Here is a 19,208-nt window from a genome sequence, read left to right on the forward strand (position 1 = left end):
CCTCAGCTGGGCCCGGCCTTGTACCCGACGCCGCGCACGGTGACCACGATCTCCGGACGCTCCGGGTCCTTCTCGATCTTGGAGCGCAGGCGCTGCACGTGGACGTTGACCAGCCGGGTGTCGGCCGCGTGCCGGTAGCCCCAGACCTGCTCCAGCAGCACCTCGCGGGTGAACACCTGCCAGGGCTTGCGGGCCAGCGCGACCAGCAGGTCGAACTCCAGCGGGGTCAGCGGGATGCCGCGGCCCTCGCGCTTGACGGAGTGCCCGGCGACGTCGATCACCAGGTCCCCGATGGTCAGCTGCTCCGGGGTGGGCTCCTCGGCCCGGCGCAGCCGGGCCCGCACCCGGGCGACCAGTTCCTTGGGCTTGAACGGCTTGGTCACGTAGTCGTCCGCGCCCGACTCCAGGCCGACCACGATGTCGACCGTGTCGGTCTTCGCGGTCAGCATGACGATCGGAATGCCCGACTCGGCCCGGATCTGCCGGCAGACGTCGATGCCGTCCCGTCCGGGCAGCATCAGGTCCAGCAGTACGAGGTCCGGCTTGGTCTCCCGGAAGGCGGCCAGCGCCTTGTCCCCGTCAGCGACGAAAAACGGCTCAAAACCTTCACCCCGCAGCACGATGCCGAGCATCTCGGCCAGTGCGGTGTCGTCATCGACGACGAGGACGCGTCCCTTCATGTCTCCATCTTCTCATCACCTGAATGTGACCTGCGCCGCACGGCCCTGCCGTCCCGCGTCCCGGCCCCCACCGAAGCAGTCATACCATCGCAAAGGTTGTGACCCGGGGCCCTCGGCCGGACCGTTGTGGATCAGCAACGGGACACCCCTGGGGTGCGCGTGCGCACCATGGCACGATAAGCACCCCGAAGCACCCGAGCCAGGGTGCCCCGACGAGGAGCCTCGATGACCGAGACCCCGGGCTGGACCTCACCCGGTTCTCCTGAGCCACCGCCCGGCACCGCGGGAACCGGCCACCCGGCCCCCGCCGCCCTCGCTCCCGGCGCCCCCGCGACCCCCGCCCCGGCGACGGCCGCCCCCGCCCTCCCGGGCACCCCGCTGATCCCGCTGATCCCGCTGCGTCCGCTCGGCTTCGGCGAGCTGATGGACGGCGCGTTCGCGCTGGTCCGCCGCAACTGGCGGGCCGCGTTCGGGCTCGGCCTGGGCCTCGGCGTGGTCGTCGAACTCGTCCAGGCCGGCGTCGACTGGTGGATCCACCTCAACGGCACCGACGTCGAAGCGGCGTTCTCCTCGTTCTTCACCCGCCCGGTCGCCGCGCTGGTCAGCATCCTGGCCGCCGGACTGCTCGCCCCCGTCGTCGGCAACGCCCTGACCGGCCGGGACACCACGCTCCGGGCGGCCTGGGCCCAGGTCCGCCCCCGGCTCGGCCGGCTGCTCGGCCTGTACCTGCTGGTGGCCGCCGTCCTGATCGGCGCGCTCGCCGTCCCGGTCGGCCTGCTGGCCCTGCTGGCCGCCGCCACCGACCAGCCCGGCTGGCTGGTCCTGCTGGTCCTCGCCCCGCTGCCCGCGGTCTGGCTCTCGGTGCGGCTGCTGCTCGCCCTGCCCGCGCTGATGCTGGAGAAGCAGTCCGTCGGCCACGCCCTCAAGCGCTCCTGGCGGCTGGTCCGCGGCGCCTGGTGGCGGGTCTTCGCCCTGCTGCTGGTGTTCTCGATCTGCCTGTACTTCCTCACCGAGGTGCTGCTCATCCCCGGCCGGCTGGTCGCCGACCTGGTCGTCGGCCTCTCCGACGGCTTCGGCAGCGACGACACCGACGCCACCGTCGGCATCGCCGTCACCGCGGTCGGCGGCACCCTCGCCCACACCGTCACCGTCCCGCTGGCTGGCGCCCTGTTCGCCCTGGTCTACGCCGACCGGCGAATCCGCCGCGAGGCGCTCGACCTGGAACTCACCGGCACCGCCGGCCGACCCGACCCCGACCGGGCCGCCGCGCCCGCCCCCTCGGGGGTCTGACCGGATGGGGACCAGGGGGGAGGGGGCGCTGCTCGCGAACGGCGCCCCCGTCGACGTACCGCGCGACGCGGCTCGCGACGCCGCGCACGAGGAGCTCCGCAAGGCCGTCTACCACCAGCACGACCCCGGCGTCGTCGAACGCGTCACGGACTGGATCGGCAACCGGATCGGCCGGGCCTTCGACGGCTTCGCCGCACCGCTCGGCGGTGGCGGCGACGCCGCGCTCGTCGTGCTGCTGGTCGTCCTGCTGGCCCTGGCCGGCCTGGCCTGGTGGCGCTACGGCGCGCCCCGCCGGGCGGCCCGCTCCACCGGCACCCTGTTCGCCGGCGCCGAAGGACCGCGCAGCGCCGCCCGGTACCGCGCCGACGCCGCCGCGCACGCCGCCGCCGGCGCCTGGGCGGACGCCGTCCGCGACCAGATGCGCGCCCTGGTCCGCGGGCTGGAGGAACGCACCGTCCTCTCCCCCCGGCCCGGCCGCACCGCCGACGAGGCCGCCGCCGAAGCAGGCCGCGCCCTGCCCCGGCACGCCACCGAACTCGCCTCCGCGGCACGGCTGTTCGACGACATCGCGTTCGGCGACCACCCCGCCGACGAACGCGCCTACCGGCTGCTCGCCGACCTCGACCACGCCCTCGGGCGCACCCGCCCCACGCCCGTCCCGGCCGGCGGAGGAACCGCATGACCACCACCGCCCCGCCGCCCGCCACCGCCGAGCCCGCCGACGACCCCGCCGACCCGGCGTCCGCCGGACCCGCCCGGCCGGCACCCCGCACCCGCCTGCACGCCCTGTGGCGGCGCTCCCGCTGGTGGCTGCCGGCCGCCCTGGTCCTGGCCCTGGTCGGCACCCTGGTCGCCGGCATCCCCGGCAGCTCCGCCTACGACCCGCTCGACCCGCGCTCCGGCGACCCCGACGGCGCCCGCGCCGCCGACCAGCTGCTGCGGCAGCACGGCATCGACTCCCGCACCGCCGCCGGCCCCGCCGAACTCGCCGCCGCCCTGCGCGCCGACGACACCACCCTCGTCCTCACCCGCCCCGGCGAACTCGCCTACCGCGACCTCGCCGCCCTCGCCGCGCTCACCCCCGGCCGCCGCAGCCGGCTCGTCCTGATCGCCCCCGACCAGCCGGCCCTGAACGCCTTCGCCCCCGGCGTCGACGCGCTCTCCGGCAGCGGCGCCACCCTCCCCGTCGCCCCGTCCTGCCCGCTGCCCGAGGCCGCCCGGGCCGGCACCGCCACCCTCGGCGGCCAGAGCTACCAGGGACGCCCCGGCGACACCGGCTGCTACCCCGCGGCCGGACACCACCTGCTGGTCAGCCGCACCCTCGGCGACCAGCAGGTGATCGCCCTGGGCACCGGCGCCCCGCTCACCAACGGACTGCTCGACCACGAGGGGAACGCCGCACTCGCCCTCGGCCTGCTCGGCGCCGACCCGCACCTGGTCTGGCAGACCCTCGGCCCGAACGACTACGCCGCCCCCGAACAGCCCGAGTCCCTGGGCGACTTCATCCCCGCCGGCTGGTACTGGGGCACCCTGCAACTCGCCGTGGCCGGTCTGCTCGCCGCCCTCTGGCGCGGCCGCCGCCTCGGCCCCGTGCTCACCGAACGGCTGCCCGCCGTGGTCCGCGCCTCCGAGACCACCGAGGGCCGCGCCCGGCTCTACCACCGGGCGAACGCCCGCGGCCACGCCGCCGAGACGCTGCGCCGCGCCGCCCGCCGCCGGGCCGCCACCGCCCTCGGCCTCCCGCACACCACCGGGGACCCGGACCCGGCCGCCCTCAGCGAGGCCGCCGCCGCCCGGCTCGGACGCCCCACCGCCGACCTCCAGCACCTGCTGTACGGCCCGGCCCCCACCGACGACGCCGCGCTGCTGCGGCTCGCCGACGACCTCGACGACATGGAATGGCAGGTACGACAGCCGTGACCGAAGCCGTGACCGACCAGCTGCTCAAGACCGTCCCGGACCGGTCCGGCGACGCCCGCGCCGCCCTCACCGGCCTGCGCGAGGAGATCGCCAAGGCCGTGGTCGGCCAGGACGCCGCCGTCACCGGCATCGTCGTGGCCCTGCTCTGCGGCGGCCACGTCCTGCTGGAGGGCGTCCCCGGCGTCGCCAAGACCCTGCTGGTCCGCACCCTGGCCACCGCCCTGGACGTGGGCACCAAGCGCATCCAGTTCACCCCCGACCTGATGCCCGGCGACGTCACCGGCTCCCTGGTCTACGACACCCGCACCGCCGAGTTCTCCTTCCAGCCTGGCCCGGTCTTCACCAACCTGCTGCTCGCCGACGAGATCAACCGCACCCCGCCCAAGACCCAGGCGTCCCTGCTGGAGGCCATGGAGGAGCGCCAGGTCACCGTCGACGGCGAACCACGCAGGCTCCCCGAGCCGTTCCTGGTCGCCGCCACCCAGAACCCGGTCGAGTACGAGGGCACCTACCCGCTGCCCGAGGCCCAGCTCGACCGCTTCCTGCTCAAGCTGATCCTCCCGCTGCCCACCCGCGACCAGGAGTTCCAGGTCCTGTCCCGGCACGCCAACGGCTTCGACCCGCGCGACCTCGCCGCGGCCGGCGTCCGCCCCGTCGCCACCGCCGCGCACCTGGCCGCCGCCCGCGCCGAGATCGCCGGGCTGACCGTCTCCCCCGAGGTCCTCGCCTACATCGTCGACCTGGTCCGGGCCACCCGGCAGTCACCCTCGCTCGCCATGGGCGTCTCCCCGCGCGGCGCCACCGCCCTGCTCAACACCTCCCGCGCCTGGGCCTGGCTGGCCGGCCGCGACTACGTCACCCCCGACGACGTCAAGGCACTCGCCCTGCCCACCCTGCGCCACCGCGTCCACCTGCGCGCCGAGGCCGAGATGGAGGGCACCACCGCCGACAGCGTCATCCAGGCCGTCCTCGCCCAGACGCCCGCCCCCCGGTAGCCCGCCCGGGCCGGGGCCCCGCCCCGGCCCACCACCGCCCCCACCCCCAGAAAGCGAGCCAGCACCCCATGGCCCTGACCGGCCGAACGGCCCTCATCGCCGCCCTCGGCGCCCTCCTGGTGGGGCTGGTCCTGCCCTCCTGGACGGGCATCGGCGCGGTCGTGCTGCCCCTGCTCGCCGCCGTCGCCGCCGACCTGCTGCTCGCCGCCCCCGTCCGCCGCCTGCGCCTGGAACGCTCCGGCAACTCCACCGTCCGCCTCGGCGAACCCACCACCGTCGACCTGCTCGTCACCAACCCCTCCGGCCGCCCGCTGCGCGCCCTGGTCCGCGACGCCTGGTACCCCTCCGCCTGGGCCCCCGGCACCGCGTACGCCGCCTCCCGGCACACCGTCACCGTCCCCGCCGGCGAACGCCGCCGCCTCACCACCCCGCTCGCCCCCACCCGGCGCGGCGACCACCACGCCGGCAAGGTCACCGTCCGCTCGCTCGGCCCGCTCGGCCTGGCCGGCCGCCAGGCCACCCTGGACGCCCCCTGCCGCGTCCGCGCCCTGCCGCCCTTCACCAGCCGCAAGCACCTCCCCTCCCGCCTCGCCCGGCTGCGCGAACTCGACGGCCGCACCTCCGTCCTGACCCGCGGCCAAGGCACCGAGTTCGACTCCCTGCGCGAGTACCTCCCCGGCGACGACGTCCGCTCCATCGACTGGCGCGCCAGCGCCCGCCGCAGCACCGTCGCCGTCCGCACCTGGCGCCCCGAACGCGACCGGCACGTCCTGATCGTCCTCGACACCGGCCGCACCTCCGCCGGCCGGGTCGGCGACGCCCCCCGCCTGGACGCCGCCCTGGACGCCGCCCTGCTGCTCACCGCCCTCGCCACCAAGGCCGGCGACCGGGTCGACCTGCTCGCCCACGACCGTCACCGCCGCGCCGCCGTCGCCGGACGCTCCCCCGCCGAGGTGCTCCCCGCCTTCACCGACGCGATGGCCCTGCTCGAACCCGCCCTGATCGAGACCGACCTGCGCGCCCTCACCTCCACCGCCCTGCGGATGGCCCCGCAGCGCTCCCTGATCGTCCTGCTCACCGGCCTCGACGCGCACCAGATCGAGGAGAGCCTGCTCCCCCAACTCCCGCTCCTCACCAAGCGCCACGAGGTCGTCCTCGCCTCCGTCGCCGACCCCCGCCTGGACGAACTCGCCCGCGCCCCCCGCACCACCGTCCGCGACGTCTACGGCGCCGCCGCCGCCGAACAGACCCGCGCCGACCGCCGCCGCACCGCCGACCTGCTCACCCGCCGCGGCGTCACCGTCCTGGACGCCCCGCCCGAGACCGTCGCCCCCGCCCTCGCCGACGCCTACCTCGCCCTCAAGGCCGCCGGCCGCCTCTGACGACCCCGTCCACCGGCGCCGCCGGCAACCGCGTTGCCACCCCCGACCGCGGTTGCTTGGATGACCGGATGCTGTACCAAGAAGAGCTGATCGCCCGCGTCCGCACCATCTGCGAAGCCGACCGGGGCCTGGACGCCGCCCTGATGTACGGCTCGTTCGCCGCCGGCGAGGCGGACGCCCACAGCGACATCGAGTTCTGGCTGTTCTTCACCCCGCACCGCCGCGCCGAGATCGACCCGGCCGCGTGGTGCGCCGCCATCGCGCCCACCAGCCACGTCCTGCTCAACGAGTTCGGCTCCCACGTGGCCTTCTTCCCCGGCCTGGTCCGCGGCGAGTTCCACTTCGCCACCGCCGACGACATCCCCACCGTCGCCACCTGGCCCGCCCGCGGCGCCGCCGTCGACCGCATGCTCCTGGTCGACCGCAGCAACGCCCTGGCCCCCGTCCTGGCCGCCCTCCCCCGGCACCGCGCCCCCGCCCCCGACGACCCCGACGTCCTCACCCGCCACTGCGACCCGCTCGTCAACTGGCTGGTCCTCGCCCACCACCTGACCGCCCGCGGCGAACACCTCCGCGCCTGGGACGCCCTCGGCCACGCCCACCGCCACCTCCTCTGGATGGCCCGCCTCGCCGAGAACTCCACCACCCACTGGCTGACCCCGTCCCGCGCCGCCGAACACGAACTCTCCCCCACCACCACAGCCGACCTCCGCGCCACCACCGCCCCCGCCGACGCCCACTCCCTCACCACCGCCCTACGCGCCGCCAGCACCCTCGGCCAACGCCTCTGGGCCACCCTCGCCACCCGCCACGGCCAGTCCCTCCCCACCGCCCTCTTCGCCGAACTCGACGCCGCCCTCGACACCCTCCCCACCCGGTGAACCACCTCACCTTTGGCTCCGACTCCCCGCCGGCGAAGGCGGACGGGAGGACTTCACCTTCGACTCGATGTCCTACTCGGAATCGATCCCGAAGTCCTCGTCCCGCGCCCCGGAAATGCAGAAAGGGCCCCAGCCGTCAGGCTGGAGCCCTTTCTTTGAAAGATTGTTCGGCGGCGTCCTACTCTCCCACAGGGTCCCCCCTGCAGTACCATCGGCGCTGTGAGGCTTAGCTTCCGGGTTCGGAATGTAACCGGGCGTTTCCCTCACGCTATGACCACCGAAACACTATGAAACTGTGCACCGCCCGCCATCATGCGGGGGTCGTTGTTTCAGAACAACACAGTGGACGCGAGCAACTGAGGACAAGCCCTCGGCCTATTAGTACCGGTCAACTCCACCCCTCACAGGGCTTCCATATCCGGCCTATCAACCCAGTCGTCTACTGGGAGCCTTACCCTCTCAAGGAGGTGGGAGTGCTCATCTCGAAGCAGGCTTCCCGCTTAGATGCTTTCAGCGGTTATCCCTCCCGAACGTAGCCAACCAGCCATGCCCTTGGCAGGACAACTGGCACACCAGAGGTTCGTCCGTCCCGGTCCTCTCGTACTAGGGACAGCCCTTCTCAACACTCCTACGCGCACAGCGGATAGGGACCGAACTGTCTCACGACGTTCTAAACCCAGCTCGCGTACCGCTTTAATGGGCGAACAGCCCAACCCTTGGGACCTACTCCAGCCCCAGGATGCGACGAGCCGACATCGAGGTGCCAAACCATCCCGTCGATATGGACTCTTGGGGAAGATCAGCCTGTTATCCCCGGGGTACCTTTTATCCGTTGAGCGACGGCGCTTCCACAAGCCACCGCCGGATCACTAGTCCCTACTTTCGTACCTGCTCGACCCGTCAGTCTCACAGTCAAGCTCCCTTGTGCACTTACACTCAACACCTGATTGCCAACCAGGCTGAGGGAACCTTTGGGCGCCTCCGTTACCCTTTAGGAGGCAACCGCCCCAGTTAAACTACCCACCAGACACTGTCCCTGATCCGGATCACGGACCCAGGTTAGACATCCAGCACGACCAGAGTGGTATTTCAACGGCGACTCCACCCGAACTGGCGTCCGAGTCTCACAGTCTCCCACCTATCCTACACAAGCCGAACCGAACACCAATATCAAGCTATAGTAAAGGTCCCGGGGTCTTTCCGTCCTGCTGCGCGAAACGAGCATCTTTACTCGTAATGCAATTTCACCGGGCCTGTGGTTGAGACAGTCGAGAAGTCGTTACGCCATTCGTGCAGGTCGGAACTTACCCGACAAGGAATTTCGCTACCTTAGGATGGTTATAGTTACCACCGCCGTTTACTGGCGCTTAAGTTCTCAGCTTCGCCCGACCGAAATCGGACTAACCGGTCCCCTTAACGTTCCAGCACCGGGCAGGCGTCAGTCCGTATACATCGCCTTACGGCTTCGCACGGACCTGTGTTTTTAGTAAACAGTCGCTTCTCGCTGGTCTCTGCGGCCACCACCAGCTCAGGGAGCAAAGTCCCGTCACCAGCAATGGCCCCCCTTCTCCCGAAGTTACGGGGGCATTTTGCCGAGTTCCTTAACCACAGTTCACCCGAACGCCTCGGTATTCTCTACCAGACCACCTGAGTCGGTTTAGGGTACGGGCCGCCATGAAACTCGCTAGAGGCTTTTCTCGACAGCATAGGATCATCCACTTCACCACAATCGGCTCGGCATCAGGTCTCAGACTTCGTGTCGCGCGGATTTGCCTACGCAACGTCCTACACCCTTACCCCGGGACAACCACCGCCCGGGCTGGACTACCTTCCTGCGTCACCCCATCGCTCACCTACTACAGGCTTGGGCCGGCGGCTCCACCACGTCCCATTGTCCGAAGACTCCGGGCCGGCTTCACGGCCTTAGCATCACCTGGTTCGACGTTGGCGCTTCAAAGCGGGTACGGGAATATCAACCCGTTGTCCATCGACTACGCCTGTCGGCCTCGCCTTAGGTCCCGACTTACCCTGGGCAGATCAGCTTGACCCAGGAACCCTTGGTCAATCGGCGCAAGAGTTTCCCACTCTTGTATCGCTACTCATGCCTGCATTCTCACTCGTGAACCGTCCACAACTCGATTCCTCGGCTGCTTCACCCGGCACACGACGCTCCCCTACCCATCACAGCCTCCGTTGGGAGTATTGCTGCAATGACACGACTTCGGTGATGTGCTTGAGCCCCGCTACATTGTCGGCGCGGAATCACTTGACCAGTGAGCTATTACGCACTCTTTCAAGGGTGGCTGCTTCTAAGCCAACCTCCTGGTTGTCTCTGCGACTCCACATCCTTTCCCACTTAGCACACGCTTAGGGACCTTAGTCGGTGTTCTGGGCTGTTTCCCTCTCGACCATGGAGCTTATCCCCCACAGTCTCACTGCCGCGCTCTCACTTACCGGCATTCGGAGTTTGGCTAAGGTCAGTAACCCGGTAAGGCCCATCGCCTATCCAGTGCTCTACCTCCGGCAAGAAACACGCGACGCTGCACCTAAATGCATTTCGGGGAGAACCAGCTATCACGGAGTTTGATTGGCCTTTCACCCCTAACCACAGGTCATCCCCCAGGTTTTCAACCCTGGTGGGTTCGGTCCTCCACACGGTCTTACCCGCGCTTCAACCTGCCCATGGCTAGATCACTCCGCTTCGGGTCTTGGGCATGCAACTCGAACGCCCTATTCGGACTCGCTTTCGCTACGGCTACCCCACACGGGTTAACCTCGCTACACACCGCAAACTCGCAGGCTCATTCTTCAAAAGGCACGCAGTCACAGCCCCAAAAGGACTGCCCCCACGGCTTGTAGGCACACGGTTTCAGGTACTATTTCACTCCGCTCCCGCGGTACTTTTCACCATTCCCTCACGGTACTATCCGCTATCGGTCACCAGGGAATATTTAGGCTTAGCGGGTGGTCCCGCCAGATTCACACGGGATTTCTCGGGCCCCGTGCTACTTGGGAGAAGCTCAAGCGAGCCGTACAGATTTCGTCTACGGGGGTCTTACCCTCTACGCCGGACCTTTCGCATGTCCTTCGACTACCCATACGGTTTCTGACTCGCCCAGCCGCCGGCAGACGACTGAAGAACTTTCCCACAACCCCACTATGGCAACCCCTGCCGGGTCTCACACCACAACGGTTTAGCCTCATCCGGTTTCGCTCGCCACTACTCCCGGAATCACGGTTGTTTTCTCTTCCTGCGGGTACTGAGATGTTTCACTTCCCCGCGTTCCCTCCACATACCCTATGTGTTCAGGTATGGGTGACAGCCCATGACGACTGCCGGGTTTCCCCATTCGGACACCCCCGGATCAAAGCTCGGTTGACAGCTCCCCGGGGCCTATCGCGGCCTCCCACGTCCTTCATCGGTTCCTGGTGCCAAGGCATCCACCGTGCGCCCTTAAAAACTTGGCCACAGATGCTCGCGTCCACTGTGCAGTTCTCAAACAACGACCAGACACCCACACCAGACCACCCTCACAGGTGGCCTCGCCTGAGGCCGGCATCCATGAGACAACGGCAAGCCGTTCCCTCAGGACCCAACAACGTGCCCGACACGATGACCTGACGATGCGTTTTCCACGCCGAAGCAGTACTACCGCTCGTCTCGTCCATCGTGCCGAATAGTCAACGTTCCACCCATGAGCAACCGTGCGAGACATGCGCTCGCAAGCGGCTATGTGCTCCTTAGAAAGGAGGTGATCCAGCCGCACCTTCCGGTACGGCTACCTTGTTACGACTTCGTCCCAATCGCTGGTCCCACCTTCGACGGCTCCTCCCCTTGCGGGTTAGGCCACCGGCTTCGGGTGTTACCGACTTTCGTGACGTGACGGGCGGTGTGTACAAGGCCCGGGAACGTATTCACCGCAGCATGCTGATCTGCGATTACTAGCAACTCCAACTTCATGGGGTCGAGTTGCAGACCCCAATCCGAACTGAGACCGGCTTTTTGGGATTCGCTCCGCCTCGCGGCATCGCAGCCCTTTGTACCGGCCATTGTAGCACGTGTGCAGCCCAAGACATAAGGGGCATGATGATTTGACGTCGTCCCCACCTTCCTCCGAGTTGACCCCGGCAGTCTCCTGTGAGTCCCCGACATTACTCGCTGGCAACACAGAACAAGGGTTGCGCTCGTTGCGGGACTTAACCCAACATCTCACGACACGAGCTGACGACAACCATGCACCACCTGTACACCGACCACAAGGGGGCGCCCATCTCTGGACGTTTCCGGTGTATGTCAAGCCTTGGTAAGGTTCTTCGCGTTGCGTCGAATTAAGCCACATGCTCCGCTGCTTGTGCGGGCCCCCGTCAATTCCTTTGAGTTTTAGCCTTGCGGCCGTACTCCCCAGGCGGGGAACTTAATGCGTTAGCTGCGGCACCGACGACGTGGAATGTCGCCAACACCTAGTTCCCAACGTTTACGGCGTGGACTACCAGGGTATCTAATCCTGTTCGCTCCCCACGCTTTCGCTCCTCAGCGTCAGTAATGGCCCAGAGATCCGCCTTCGCCACCGGTGTTCCTCCTGATATCTGCGCATTTCACCGCTACACCAGGAATTCCGATCTCCCCTACCACACTCCAGCCTGCCCGTATCGAATGCAGACCCGGGGTTAAGCCCCGGGCTTTCACATCCGACGCGACAGGCCGCCTACGAGCTCTTTACGCCCAATAATTCCGGACAACGCTCGCACCCTACGTATTACCGCGGCTGCTGGCACGTAGTTAGCCGGTGCTTCTTCTGCAGGTACCGTCACTTGCGCTTCTTCCCTGCTGAAAGAGGTTTACAACCCGAAGGCCGTCATCCCTCACGCGGCGTCGCTGCATCAGGCTTCCGCCCATTGTGCAATATTCCCCACTGCTGCCTCCCGTAGGAGTCTGGGCCGTGTCTCAGTCCCAGTGTGGCCGGTCGCCCTCTCAGGCCGGCTACCCGTCGTCGCCTTGGTAGGCCATTACCCCACCAACAAGCTGATAGGCCGCGGGATCATCCTGAACCGCCGGAGCTTTCCACCAACCCCCATGCAGGAGAAGGTCGTATCCGGTATTAGACCTCGTTTCCAAGGCTTGTCCCAGAGTTCAGGGCAGATTCCCCACGTGTTACTCACCCGTTCGCCACTGATCCACCCCGAAGGGCTTCACCGTTCGACTTGCATGTGTTAAGCACGCCGCCAGCGTTCGTCCTGAGCCAGGATCAAACTCTCCGTGAATGCTTCCACGAAAGAGCGGCACGGCAACCACCGGAATAGGGCGGCCCCGCGCACTGCGTCCTCGCTAGTGTTTTACTTCAAAAGGAATCTCCAACCCCGAACAGAGTCGAGGCCGGGGATGTCAACATATCTGGCGTTGACTTTTGGCACGCTGTTGAGTTCTCAAGGAACGAACGCTTCCTTCGAGCCGCATTCCTGCGGACCCTCCGGGCGCTTCGTTCTTTCGTGTTTCCAGCTTACCAGAGGTTTTTCGCTCTGATTTCCATTCCCGCTGGAGTGGGAATTCCTTCGACTTCGCTGCAGACCTTATCAAAAGCTCTGCACTGCTCAGCTTCGGGGTTTTGCCGGAACCGGGCCAGCATCCTCGCGGACGCGCTGCCTCGCTTCGGCCGTGTCATAGACACTACGCTCGGGCGGACTGTATGTCCAGTCCCTCCCAACCGTTCAAACCTACTAGCCCATGGGGATCACGTCAATGGTCCCGCCGGGTTGATCATCAGGCTACCAGGTTTGGCTGGACGTCCGTGACCACGCCACGCCGTGGCGGTCAGCCGACCATCGGCTGGTGGTCGGCGCGGTCGGCGGCTTCGACGTCGCCGGTCTCGCCGGCCAGGGCGGCGCGCTTGCCGAGGACCAGGGCGTAGACGAGGAAGAGCGCTTCGACGGCGAGGCCGATCCCGATGCGGAGCCAGCTGGGGAGGGCGGAGCCGGTGACGAAGCCCTCGATGAAGCCGGTCACCATGAGGACGGCGGCGAGGCCGATGACGGAGCCGATGACCGCGCGGCCCTCTTCGGCGAGGGCCACGGTGCGGGTGCGGGGGCCGGGGTCGATGACGGTCCAGCCGAGGCGGAGGCTGAGGGCGCCGGCGACGAAGATGGCGGTGATTTCGAGCAGCCCGTGCGGGATGAGCAGGCCGAGGAAGAGCTGGAGGTGGTCGGCGGAGGCCATGGTGCCGATGCCGGTGCCGAGGTTGAGGACGTTGACCAGCAGGATGTACAGGACCGGGAGGCCGAGCAGGACGGCCGAGATCAGGCACTGGGCGGCGACCCAGGCGTTGTTGGTCCACACCTGGGCGGCGAAGTTCGCCGAGGGGTGCTCGGTGTAGTAGGTCTCGAACTCGCCGCCGGGCTTGGTGAGCTGCTCGTACTGCTCGGGGGTCAGCAGGGACTTGATGATCTCGGGGTGGGTGCCGGTCCACCAGGCGATCACCGCGCTCAGCAGGAAGGAGACCGCCGCGACGGTGAGCCACCAGCGGCGGGCGCGGTAGAGGATAGAGGGGAAGCCGGCGGTGAAGTAGTGGGCGGCGTCGCGCCAGGAGGAGGCGCGGGCGCCGGCGACGGCGTTGCGGCCGCGGACGACCAGGGTGGTGAGCCGGCCCTCGATGCCGGGGTGCGGGGCGGCGGCCTGGACCTGGGCGAGGTGGCTGGTGGCGCGCTGGTAGAGGGTGATCAGCTCGTCGGACTCCTCGCCGGTGAGCCGGCGGCGACCGCTGAGGACCTCCAGCCGGTGCCATTCCGCCTGGTGGGCGGCGACGAAGACGTCCAGGTCCATGGCGGCTTTCTCCGGGGGCGCGGTGGGGCGGACGGCGGGCACTGGTGGGTGTGCGGCCGGGCTGGTTGCGGGGCTTAGCTTGCCAGAGCGGGCGGGCGGTGTGGCGGGGCGTCCCGGAAGCGTCGGCCCGGGGTTACCTGTGGGGGGCGGGCGGCCTTATGTTTGCCGCTGTTGATCGAGGGGGTCGGATCGCGCGACGCGGGTCGCCGGCGGGCCGTGGAGCGGAGCGGGTGGATGGCGTGAGCGAACTGGTGACCGGCGAGGCGGTCGTCCTGGGGCTGCGGACGGCGCAGCTGCCGTCGCGGGCCCTGGCCCGGCTGCTGGACTGGGTCCTGTACGTCATGGCGTACTTCGTCCTGAGCGTGGGCCTGATGCTGGGGCTCTCCGACCTGGAGACGGCCGCCGCGGTGGCGTTCCAGATCTCGCTGCTCGTGTTCTGCACGGTGCTGCTGCCGGTGCTGGTCGAGACGCTGTCGCACGGGCGGTCGCTGGGGAAGGTCACGCTGGGGCTGCGGGTGGTGCGGACGGACGGCGGACCGATCCGGTTCCGGCACGCGCTGGTGCGGGGGCTGGTCGGGGTGATCGACTTCGGGCTGTTCGCGCTGCCCGCGGTGCTGTCCGCGCTGATCTCGGTGCAGGGGCGCCGGCTCGGCGACATCTTCGGCGGGACGATGGTGGTCCGCGAGCGGCTGCCGCAGAGCGCCCGGGACCAGGGCTCGGTGCCGCCGGTGCCGCCGCAGGTGATGCACGCGCTGGGCGCGGACCTGGTGGCGCTGGACCTGTCGGCGGTGCCGGACCGGCTGTGGCTGTCGTCGCGTCAGGTGCTGGGCCGGATGCACGAGTTGGACCAGCCGGTGGCGGCCGGGCTGGGCGACCGGCTGGCCGCGGAGATGGCGCAGCGGACGGGGTGGCCGGTGCCGGCGGGGCTGCCGTCGCTGGTGTACCTGGGCGCGGTGTCGATGGAGCGGCAGCGCCGGGAGTGGGAGCGGGCGTCGGCCGCGGCGTTCGCGGCCTACCCGGCGCAGGTCGGTCACCCGGTGCCGACGGGGTACGGGGCCGCACCGGTGCAGCCGGCGCCGCCGGTGGAGTTCGGGAAGCCCGCGCCCGTCCCGCCCACCGCGCCCGTCACACCTGCCGCGCCCGTCCCGTCTACCGCACCCGCCGCGCCGGCCGCTCCGCCCGCACCCGCCGCGCCGGCCGAGCCCGCTCCGGGCACCGGGTTCGCGCCCCCGGCCTGAGCTCGTACCCGGCCTGAGCTCGTACCCGACCGCCCCGGTGGGCTCAGGCCCCGAGCGGGCGGCGCGGGTTGGGTGGGGAGTCGAGTTCTTCGAGCTCGATGCCGGGGGCGCCGAGCAGGACGTCCCCGGTGAGGTGGAGGTCGCGGATCTCGCCGGTGTCGAGGTCGGTGACCCGGTAGTGCTCGACGGGGAGCGGCCCGCTGTCGGTGGGGTGGTCCTGGACGGAGTGGAGCTGCCAGCCCTGGTCGAAGGTGCGGGGGGCGAGGGCGTCGCCGGTGAAGGAGACCAGGCGGATGCGGGCGCTGCCGCCGGGGTCGAGGGCGAGCAGCCGGGCGGTGGCGACCAGGAAGGCTGGGGAGTCGCCGGTGAAGGCGTGCGCCCGGTCCTCGCCCTCGACGGCCTCGCCGGGGGCGGTGCCGGAGGCGGCGGCGCGGACCCAGTGCACGCCGTCCAGCGCGCCGCCGCGGACCTGCCAGCCGCCGGAGCGGAGTTCGAGCCGGATCGGGCGGTGCCGGGCGTCCAGGGTGAGGTCGGTGGTGCCCTGGACGGTGCCGTCGGGGCGGTAGCGCTTGGCGACGTAGCGCCAGCCGGCCGGGCCGGGGGCGCACTGGAAGCGTTCCTCGCCGAGCGGGGTTCCGTCGTGCGGGTCGTGGAGGGAGTAGCGGCCGTTCGGCATGGGGGGAAGCCTACGTAATCCGGTGTGCAACCTTTGCCGGGGCGGGCCGCATCAGGGGGGGCGGTGGCGCGGCCGTGTCACCGGTCATGGGGAGGAGGGGCTGCCGGGATGGCGGAGCTGGCGCGGGACGAGGAGTTCACCGCGTTCGTGGCGTCCAGGGCGGTCTGGCTGCGGAAGGTCGCGTACCTGCTGTGCGCGGACTGGCACCGTGCGGACGACCTGGTGCAGGAGAGCATCACCAAGCTGTACACCCACTGGGGCCGGGCGAGCCGGGCGGAGAACCGGGACGGCTACGCGCGGACGGTGCTGGTGAACACCTTCCTGGCGGAGCAGCGGACGGCGTGGTGGCGGCGGACCAGGACGGCGGCGCGGCTGCCGGAGGGGGCGCCGTCGCCGGGCCCCGACCTGGCGGTGTCGCTGGACCTGCGGGAGGCGTTGGCGGCGCTGCCGCCGCGGCAGCGGGCGACGGTGGTGCTGCGCTACTACTGCGATCTCACGGTCGAGCAGACCGCGGCCGAGCTGGGGTGTTCCAGCGGCAACGTGAAGAGTCAGAGTTCGCGGGCGCTGGAGTCGCTGCGGCGTTCCGCGGTGCTGCGTCCGGTGGGGAGGTCCGAGGCATGAGCGGGGACGGGGAGGAACTGTCCGCGCGGATGGCGCGGTACGTGACGGTGGAGGAGCGGTCGGCGCCGCCGTCGCGGGTGGACCCGGCGCTGGCGGTGCTGCGGGGTCGGGCGGTGCGTCGGCGGCGGACCTGGACGGCGGTGGCGGCGGCCGCGGCGGTGCTGCTGTCGGTGGGGTCGTTCGCGGTGCTGGGGAGCGGGAGCGGGCCCGGTCCGGCCGGAATCCCGACCGTCCTGCCGACGGAGTCGCCCGCCTCGACCGACCGTCCGGTCGCCCCGCTGCCGTCCGGCGTGGGCTCGGCGGCGCCGGTGACGGGGCGGACCGTGCTGACGGTGCCGGCCAGGTTCGGCTGGCTGCCGGACGCGGTGACGGCGGTGGAGTACCGCTCGGGGCCGGGGGGTTCGGACGTGGTCGCCGTGATCGGCTCGGCGACGGGCGGCGGCAGCTGGGGCCAGTTCCTGCTGACGGCGTTCCCGGAGGGGGTGACGCCGGACGTGGACCCGCTGATCGGGTCGGGGGACGGGTTGCGGATCGCGGCACCGGCGGTGAACGGGCAGGAGGCGTACTGGGTGTCGTCGAGCGACCCGGCCTTCGCTGCGGCGATGGACGTGCTGCGCTTCCGCGGCGCGGACGGGATCTGGTACCAGCTGGAGAGCGCGGGCCTGTCGGAGGCGGACCGGCAGTCGGTGCCGCTGCGGATCGCGACGGGGGTGGTGGTGGGGCGGTACGCGCCGCCGATGCCGCTGGCGCTGTCCACGCTGCCGACCGACACGGTGGTCACCCGTGCGTCGCTGCACCGGTCGACGCACGACGGTGCGGCGTGGCGGGCCGAGGTGGGCTTCCAGCAGAACGGCTCGCACTACGTCACGGTGTCGGTGGAGGCGGGCGAGGGGAGCTCGTACGCGCCACCGGGGTCACAGTCCTCCGGCGAGCCGGTGCCGGACGGGTCCGAGGTGCCGATGCCGGACCCGGCGGCGTGCTCGCCCGGCGGCGGGGTGCGCCGGTGCGTGCAGGAGGTACAGCCGGGGTCGGGCCCGGAGGCCGCGTTGCCGGTCTGGCTGGCCCGGGTGGTGTCGCGGGGCACCGACGAGGGCACCTGGTCGGTGGACGTGCTGCCGTAGCGGCCCGGAACGCGCCGGTGCCCGGCACCCCGGGGTGGGGGTGCCGGGCACCGGCGCGTGGTGGTGTCAGTAGCGGTACTGCTCGGACTTGTACGGGCCCTCGACCGGGACGCCGATGTAGTCGGCCTGGTCCTGGCTCAGGGTGGTCAGCTTGACGCCGAGGGCGTCGAGGTGGAGACGGGCGACCTTCTCGTCCAGGTGCTTGGGCAGCACGTACACGCCGACCGGGTACTGCTCGGGCTTGGTGAACAGCTCGATCTGCGCGATGGTCTGGTTCGCGAAGGAGTTGGACATCACGAACGACGGGTGGCCGGTCGCGTTGCCGAGGTTGAGCAGGCGGCCCTCGGAGAGCACGATGATCGTCTTGCCGTCGGCCTTGCGCCACTCGTGGACCTGCGGCTTCACCTCGGTCTTGACCACGCCGGGGAGCTTGGCCAGGCCGGCCATGTCGATCTCGTTGTCGAAGTGGCCGATGTTGCCGACGATGGCCTGGTGCTTCATCCGCTCCATGTGCGAAGCCATGATGATGTCCTTGTTGCCCGTCGTGGTGACGAAGATGTCCGCGATCCCCACCACGTCGTCCAGGGTGGTGACCTGGTAGCCGTCCATCGCCGCCTGGAGCGCGCAGATCGGGTCGATCTCGGTGACGATGACGCGGGCGCCCTGGCCGCGCAGCGACTCGGCGCAGCCCTTGCCGACGTCGCCGTAGCCGCAGACGACGGCGACCTTGCCGCCGATCAGGACGTCGGTGGCGCGGTTGATGCCGTCGATCAGCGAGTGCCGGCAGCCGTACTTGTTGTCGAACTTCGACTTGGTGACGGAGTCGTTGACGTTGATCGCCGGGAACAGCAGCTTGCCGTCCCGGTGCATCTCGTACAGGCGGTGCACGCCGGTGGTGGTCTCCTCGGTGACGCCCTTGATCGTGGCGGCGACCTCGGTCCACTTCTGCGGGGACTCGACCAGGGTGCGGTTCAGCAGCTCCAGGATGATCCGGAACTCGTCGTTGTCCGCGGTGTCGGGCGACGGCGCGGCGCCCGCCTTCTCGAACTCGACGCCCTTGTGGATCAGGAGGGTGGCGTCACCGCCGTCGTCCAGGATCATGTTCGGGGTCTGCCCGTCCGGCCAGGTCAGCGCCTGCTCGGTGCACCACCAGTACTCCTCCAGGGTCTCGCCCTTCCACGCGAACACCGGGACGCCCTTCGGGTCCTCGGGGGTGCCCTCGGGGCCGACCGCGATCGCGGCGGCGGCGTGGTCCTGGGTGGAGAAGATGTTGCACGAGCACCAGCGCACCTCGGCGCCCAGCGCGGTCAGGGTCTCGATCAGCACCGCGGTCTGCACCGTCATGTGCAGCGAGCCGGTGATCCGGGCCCCGGCGAGCGGCTGCGAGGCGGCGTACTCGGCGCGGATCGACATCAGACCCGGCATCTCGTGCTCGGCGAGCTGGATCTCCTTGCGACCGAACGGCGCCAGGGAGAGATCGGCGACCTTGAAGTCGCCGGTGGGCTGGTTCGACATGCGAACTCCTCGTGGGGTGGGCCTGGTTACGGGTGTGCTGAGCGGCAGAGGGCGCGCGGGAGCGACCCTCTGCTG

At 69.8% G+C, this 19,208-nt stretch carries 13 protein-coding genes and 3 rRNA genes; 9 read left to right on the forward strand and 7 right to left on the reverse strand.

Features of this window, described 5'->3' with window-relative positions:
- Positions 1-2: 2 nt before the first annotated feature.
- Complete coding sequence (gene mtrA, locus QMQ26_RS13445; protein WP_030459579.1) at positions 3-680, reverse strand: MtrAB system response regulator MtrA; 678 nt, start codon at positions 678-680, stop codon at positions 3-5.
- 225 nt (positions 681-905) lie between these two features.
- Between mtrA and QMQ26_RS13450 the strand changes: the two genes are divergently transcribed.
- The 6 genes from QMQ26_RS13450 to QMQ26_RS13475 all read left to right on the forward strand — a co-directional run bounded on the left by QMQ26_RS13450 (position 906) and on the right by QMQ26_RS13475 (position 7,148).
- Entirely contained in the window at positions 906-1,970 is a 1,065-nt protein-coding gene (locus tag QMQ26_RS13450) for a glycerophosphoryl diester phosphodiesterase membrane domain-containing protein (protein WP_282205849.1), read from the forward strand.
- Between the two features lie 4 nt (positions 1,971-1,974).
- Positions 1,975-2,652, forward strand: coding sequence for a DUF4129 domain-containing protein (locus QMQ26_RS13455; RefSeq protein WP_100838024.1), 678 nt, complete (start codon positions 1,975-1,977; stop codon positions 2,650-2,652).
- On the forward strand, positions 2,649-3,890 hold the full coding sequence (locus QMQ26_RS13460) for a DUF4350 domain-containing protein (protein WP_282205850.1): 1,242 nt from the start codon (positions 2,649-2,651) through the stop codon (positions 3,888-3,890). The genes QMQ26_RS13455 and QMQ26_RS13460 overlap by 4 nt, the downstream gene beginning before the upstream one ends.
- Positions 3,869-4,885, forward strand: coding sequence for an AAA family ATPase (locus QMQ26_RS13465; RefSeq protein WP_282205851.1), 1,017 nt, complete (start codon positions 3,869-3,871; stop codon positions 4,883-4,885). The genes QMQ26_RS13460 and QMQ26_RS13465 overlap by 22 nt, the downstream gene beginning before the upstream one ends.
- A 68-nt stretch (positions 4,886-4,953) precedes the next feature.
- On the forward strand, positions 4,954-6,267 hold the full coding sequence (locus QMQ26_RS13470) for a DUF58 domain-containing protein (RefSeq protein WP_282205852.1): 1,314 nt from the start codon (positions 4,954-4,956) through the stop codon (positions 6,265-6,267).
- A gap of 68 nt (positions 6,268-6,335) precedes the next feature.
- Entirely contained in the window at positions 6,336-7,148 is an 813-nt protein-coding gene (locus tag QMQ26_RS13475; protein WP_282205853.1) for a nucleotidyltransferase domain-containing protein, read from the forward strand.
- 165 nt (positions 7,149-7,313) lie between these two features.
- Here QMQ26_RS13475 and rrf read toward each other — a convergent pair.
- From rrf to QMQ26_RS13495, 4 genes are all read right to left on the reverse strand, one after another.
- Positions 7,314-7,430 (reverse strand): 5S ribosomal RNA (gene rrf / locus QMQ26_RS13480).
- A 76-nt stretch (positions 7,431-7,506) separates the two neighbouring features.
- A 23S ribosomal RNA gene (locus tag QMQ26_RS13485) occupies positions 7,507-10,616 on the reverse strand.
- Between the two features lie 277 nt (positions 10,617-10,893).
- Positions 10,894-12,410: ribosomal RNA gene (locus QMQ26_RS13490) — 16S ribosomal RNA — on the reverse strand.
- Together the 16S, 23S and 5S rRNA genes form the textbook arrangement of a ribosomal RNA operon.
- Positions 12,411-12,957: 547 nt before the next feature.
- Positions 12,958-13,962, reverse strand: coding sequence for a stage II sporulation protein M (locus tag QMQ26_RS13495; RefSeq protein WP_282205854.1), 1,005 nt, complete (start codon positions 13,960-13,962; stop codon positions 12,958-12,960).
- 239 nt (positions 13,963-14,201) lie between these two features.
- Between QMQ26_RS13495 and QMQ26_RS13500 the strand changes: the two genes are divergently transcribed.
- Complete coding sequence (locus QMQ26_RS13500) at positions 14,202-15,200, forward strand: RDD family protein (protein WP_282205855.1); 999 nt, start codon at positions 14,202-14,204, stop codon at positions 15,198-15,200.
- A 43-nt stretch (positions 15,201-15,243) separates the two neighbouring features.
- On the opposite strand, the gene QMQ26_RS13505 is transcribed toward QMQ26_RS13500, so the two are convergent.
- Positions 15,244-15,876 (reverse strand): hypothetical protein, encoded by a 633-nt coding sequence (locus QMQ26_RS13505; RefSeq protein WP_282205856.1) that lies wholly within the window; start codon positions 15,874-15,876, stop codon positions 15,244-15,246.
- A gap of 108 nt (positions 15,877-15,984) precedes the next feature.
- Here QMQ26_RS13505 and QMQ26_RS13510 point away from each other — a divergent pair, with 108 nt between their 5' ends.
- Positions 15,985-16,497: a SigE family RNA polymerase sigma factor gene (locus QMQ26_RS13510; RefSeq protein WP_100838016.1), complete on the forward strand. Its 513-nt coding sequence runs from the start codon at positions 15,985-15,987 to the stop codon at positions 16,495-16,497.
- Positions 16,494-17,618, forward strand: coding sequence for a hypothetical protein (locus QMQ26_RS13515; RefSeq protein WP_282205857.1), 1,125 nt, complete (start codon positions 16,494-16,496; stop codon positions 17,616-17,618). The genes QMQ26_RS13510 and QMQ26_RS13515 overlap by 4 nt, the downstream gene beginning before the upstream one ends.
- Positions 17,619-17,684: 66 nt before the next feature.
- Here QMQ26_RS13515 and ahcY read toward each other — a convergent pair whose 3' ends face one another.
- On the reverse strand, positions 17,685-19,133 hold the full coding sequence (gene ahcY, locus QMQ26_RS13520) for an adenosylhomocysteinase (protein WP_100838014.1): 1,449 nt from the start codon (positions 19,131-19,133) through the stop codon (positions 17,685-17,687).
- Positions 19,134-19,208 lie beyond the last annotated feature (75 nt).

The organism is Kitasatospora fiedleri (assembly GCF_948472415.1).
Classification (GTDB): Bacteria; Actinomycetota; Actinomycetes; order Streptomycetales; family Streptomycetaceae; genus Kitasatospora; species Kitasatospora fiedleri.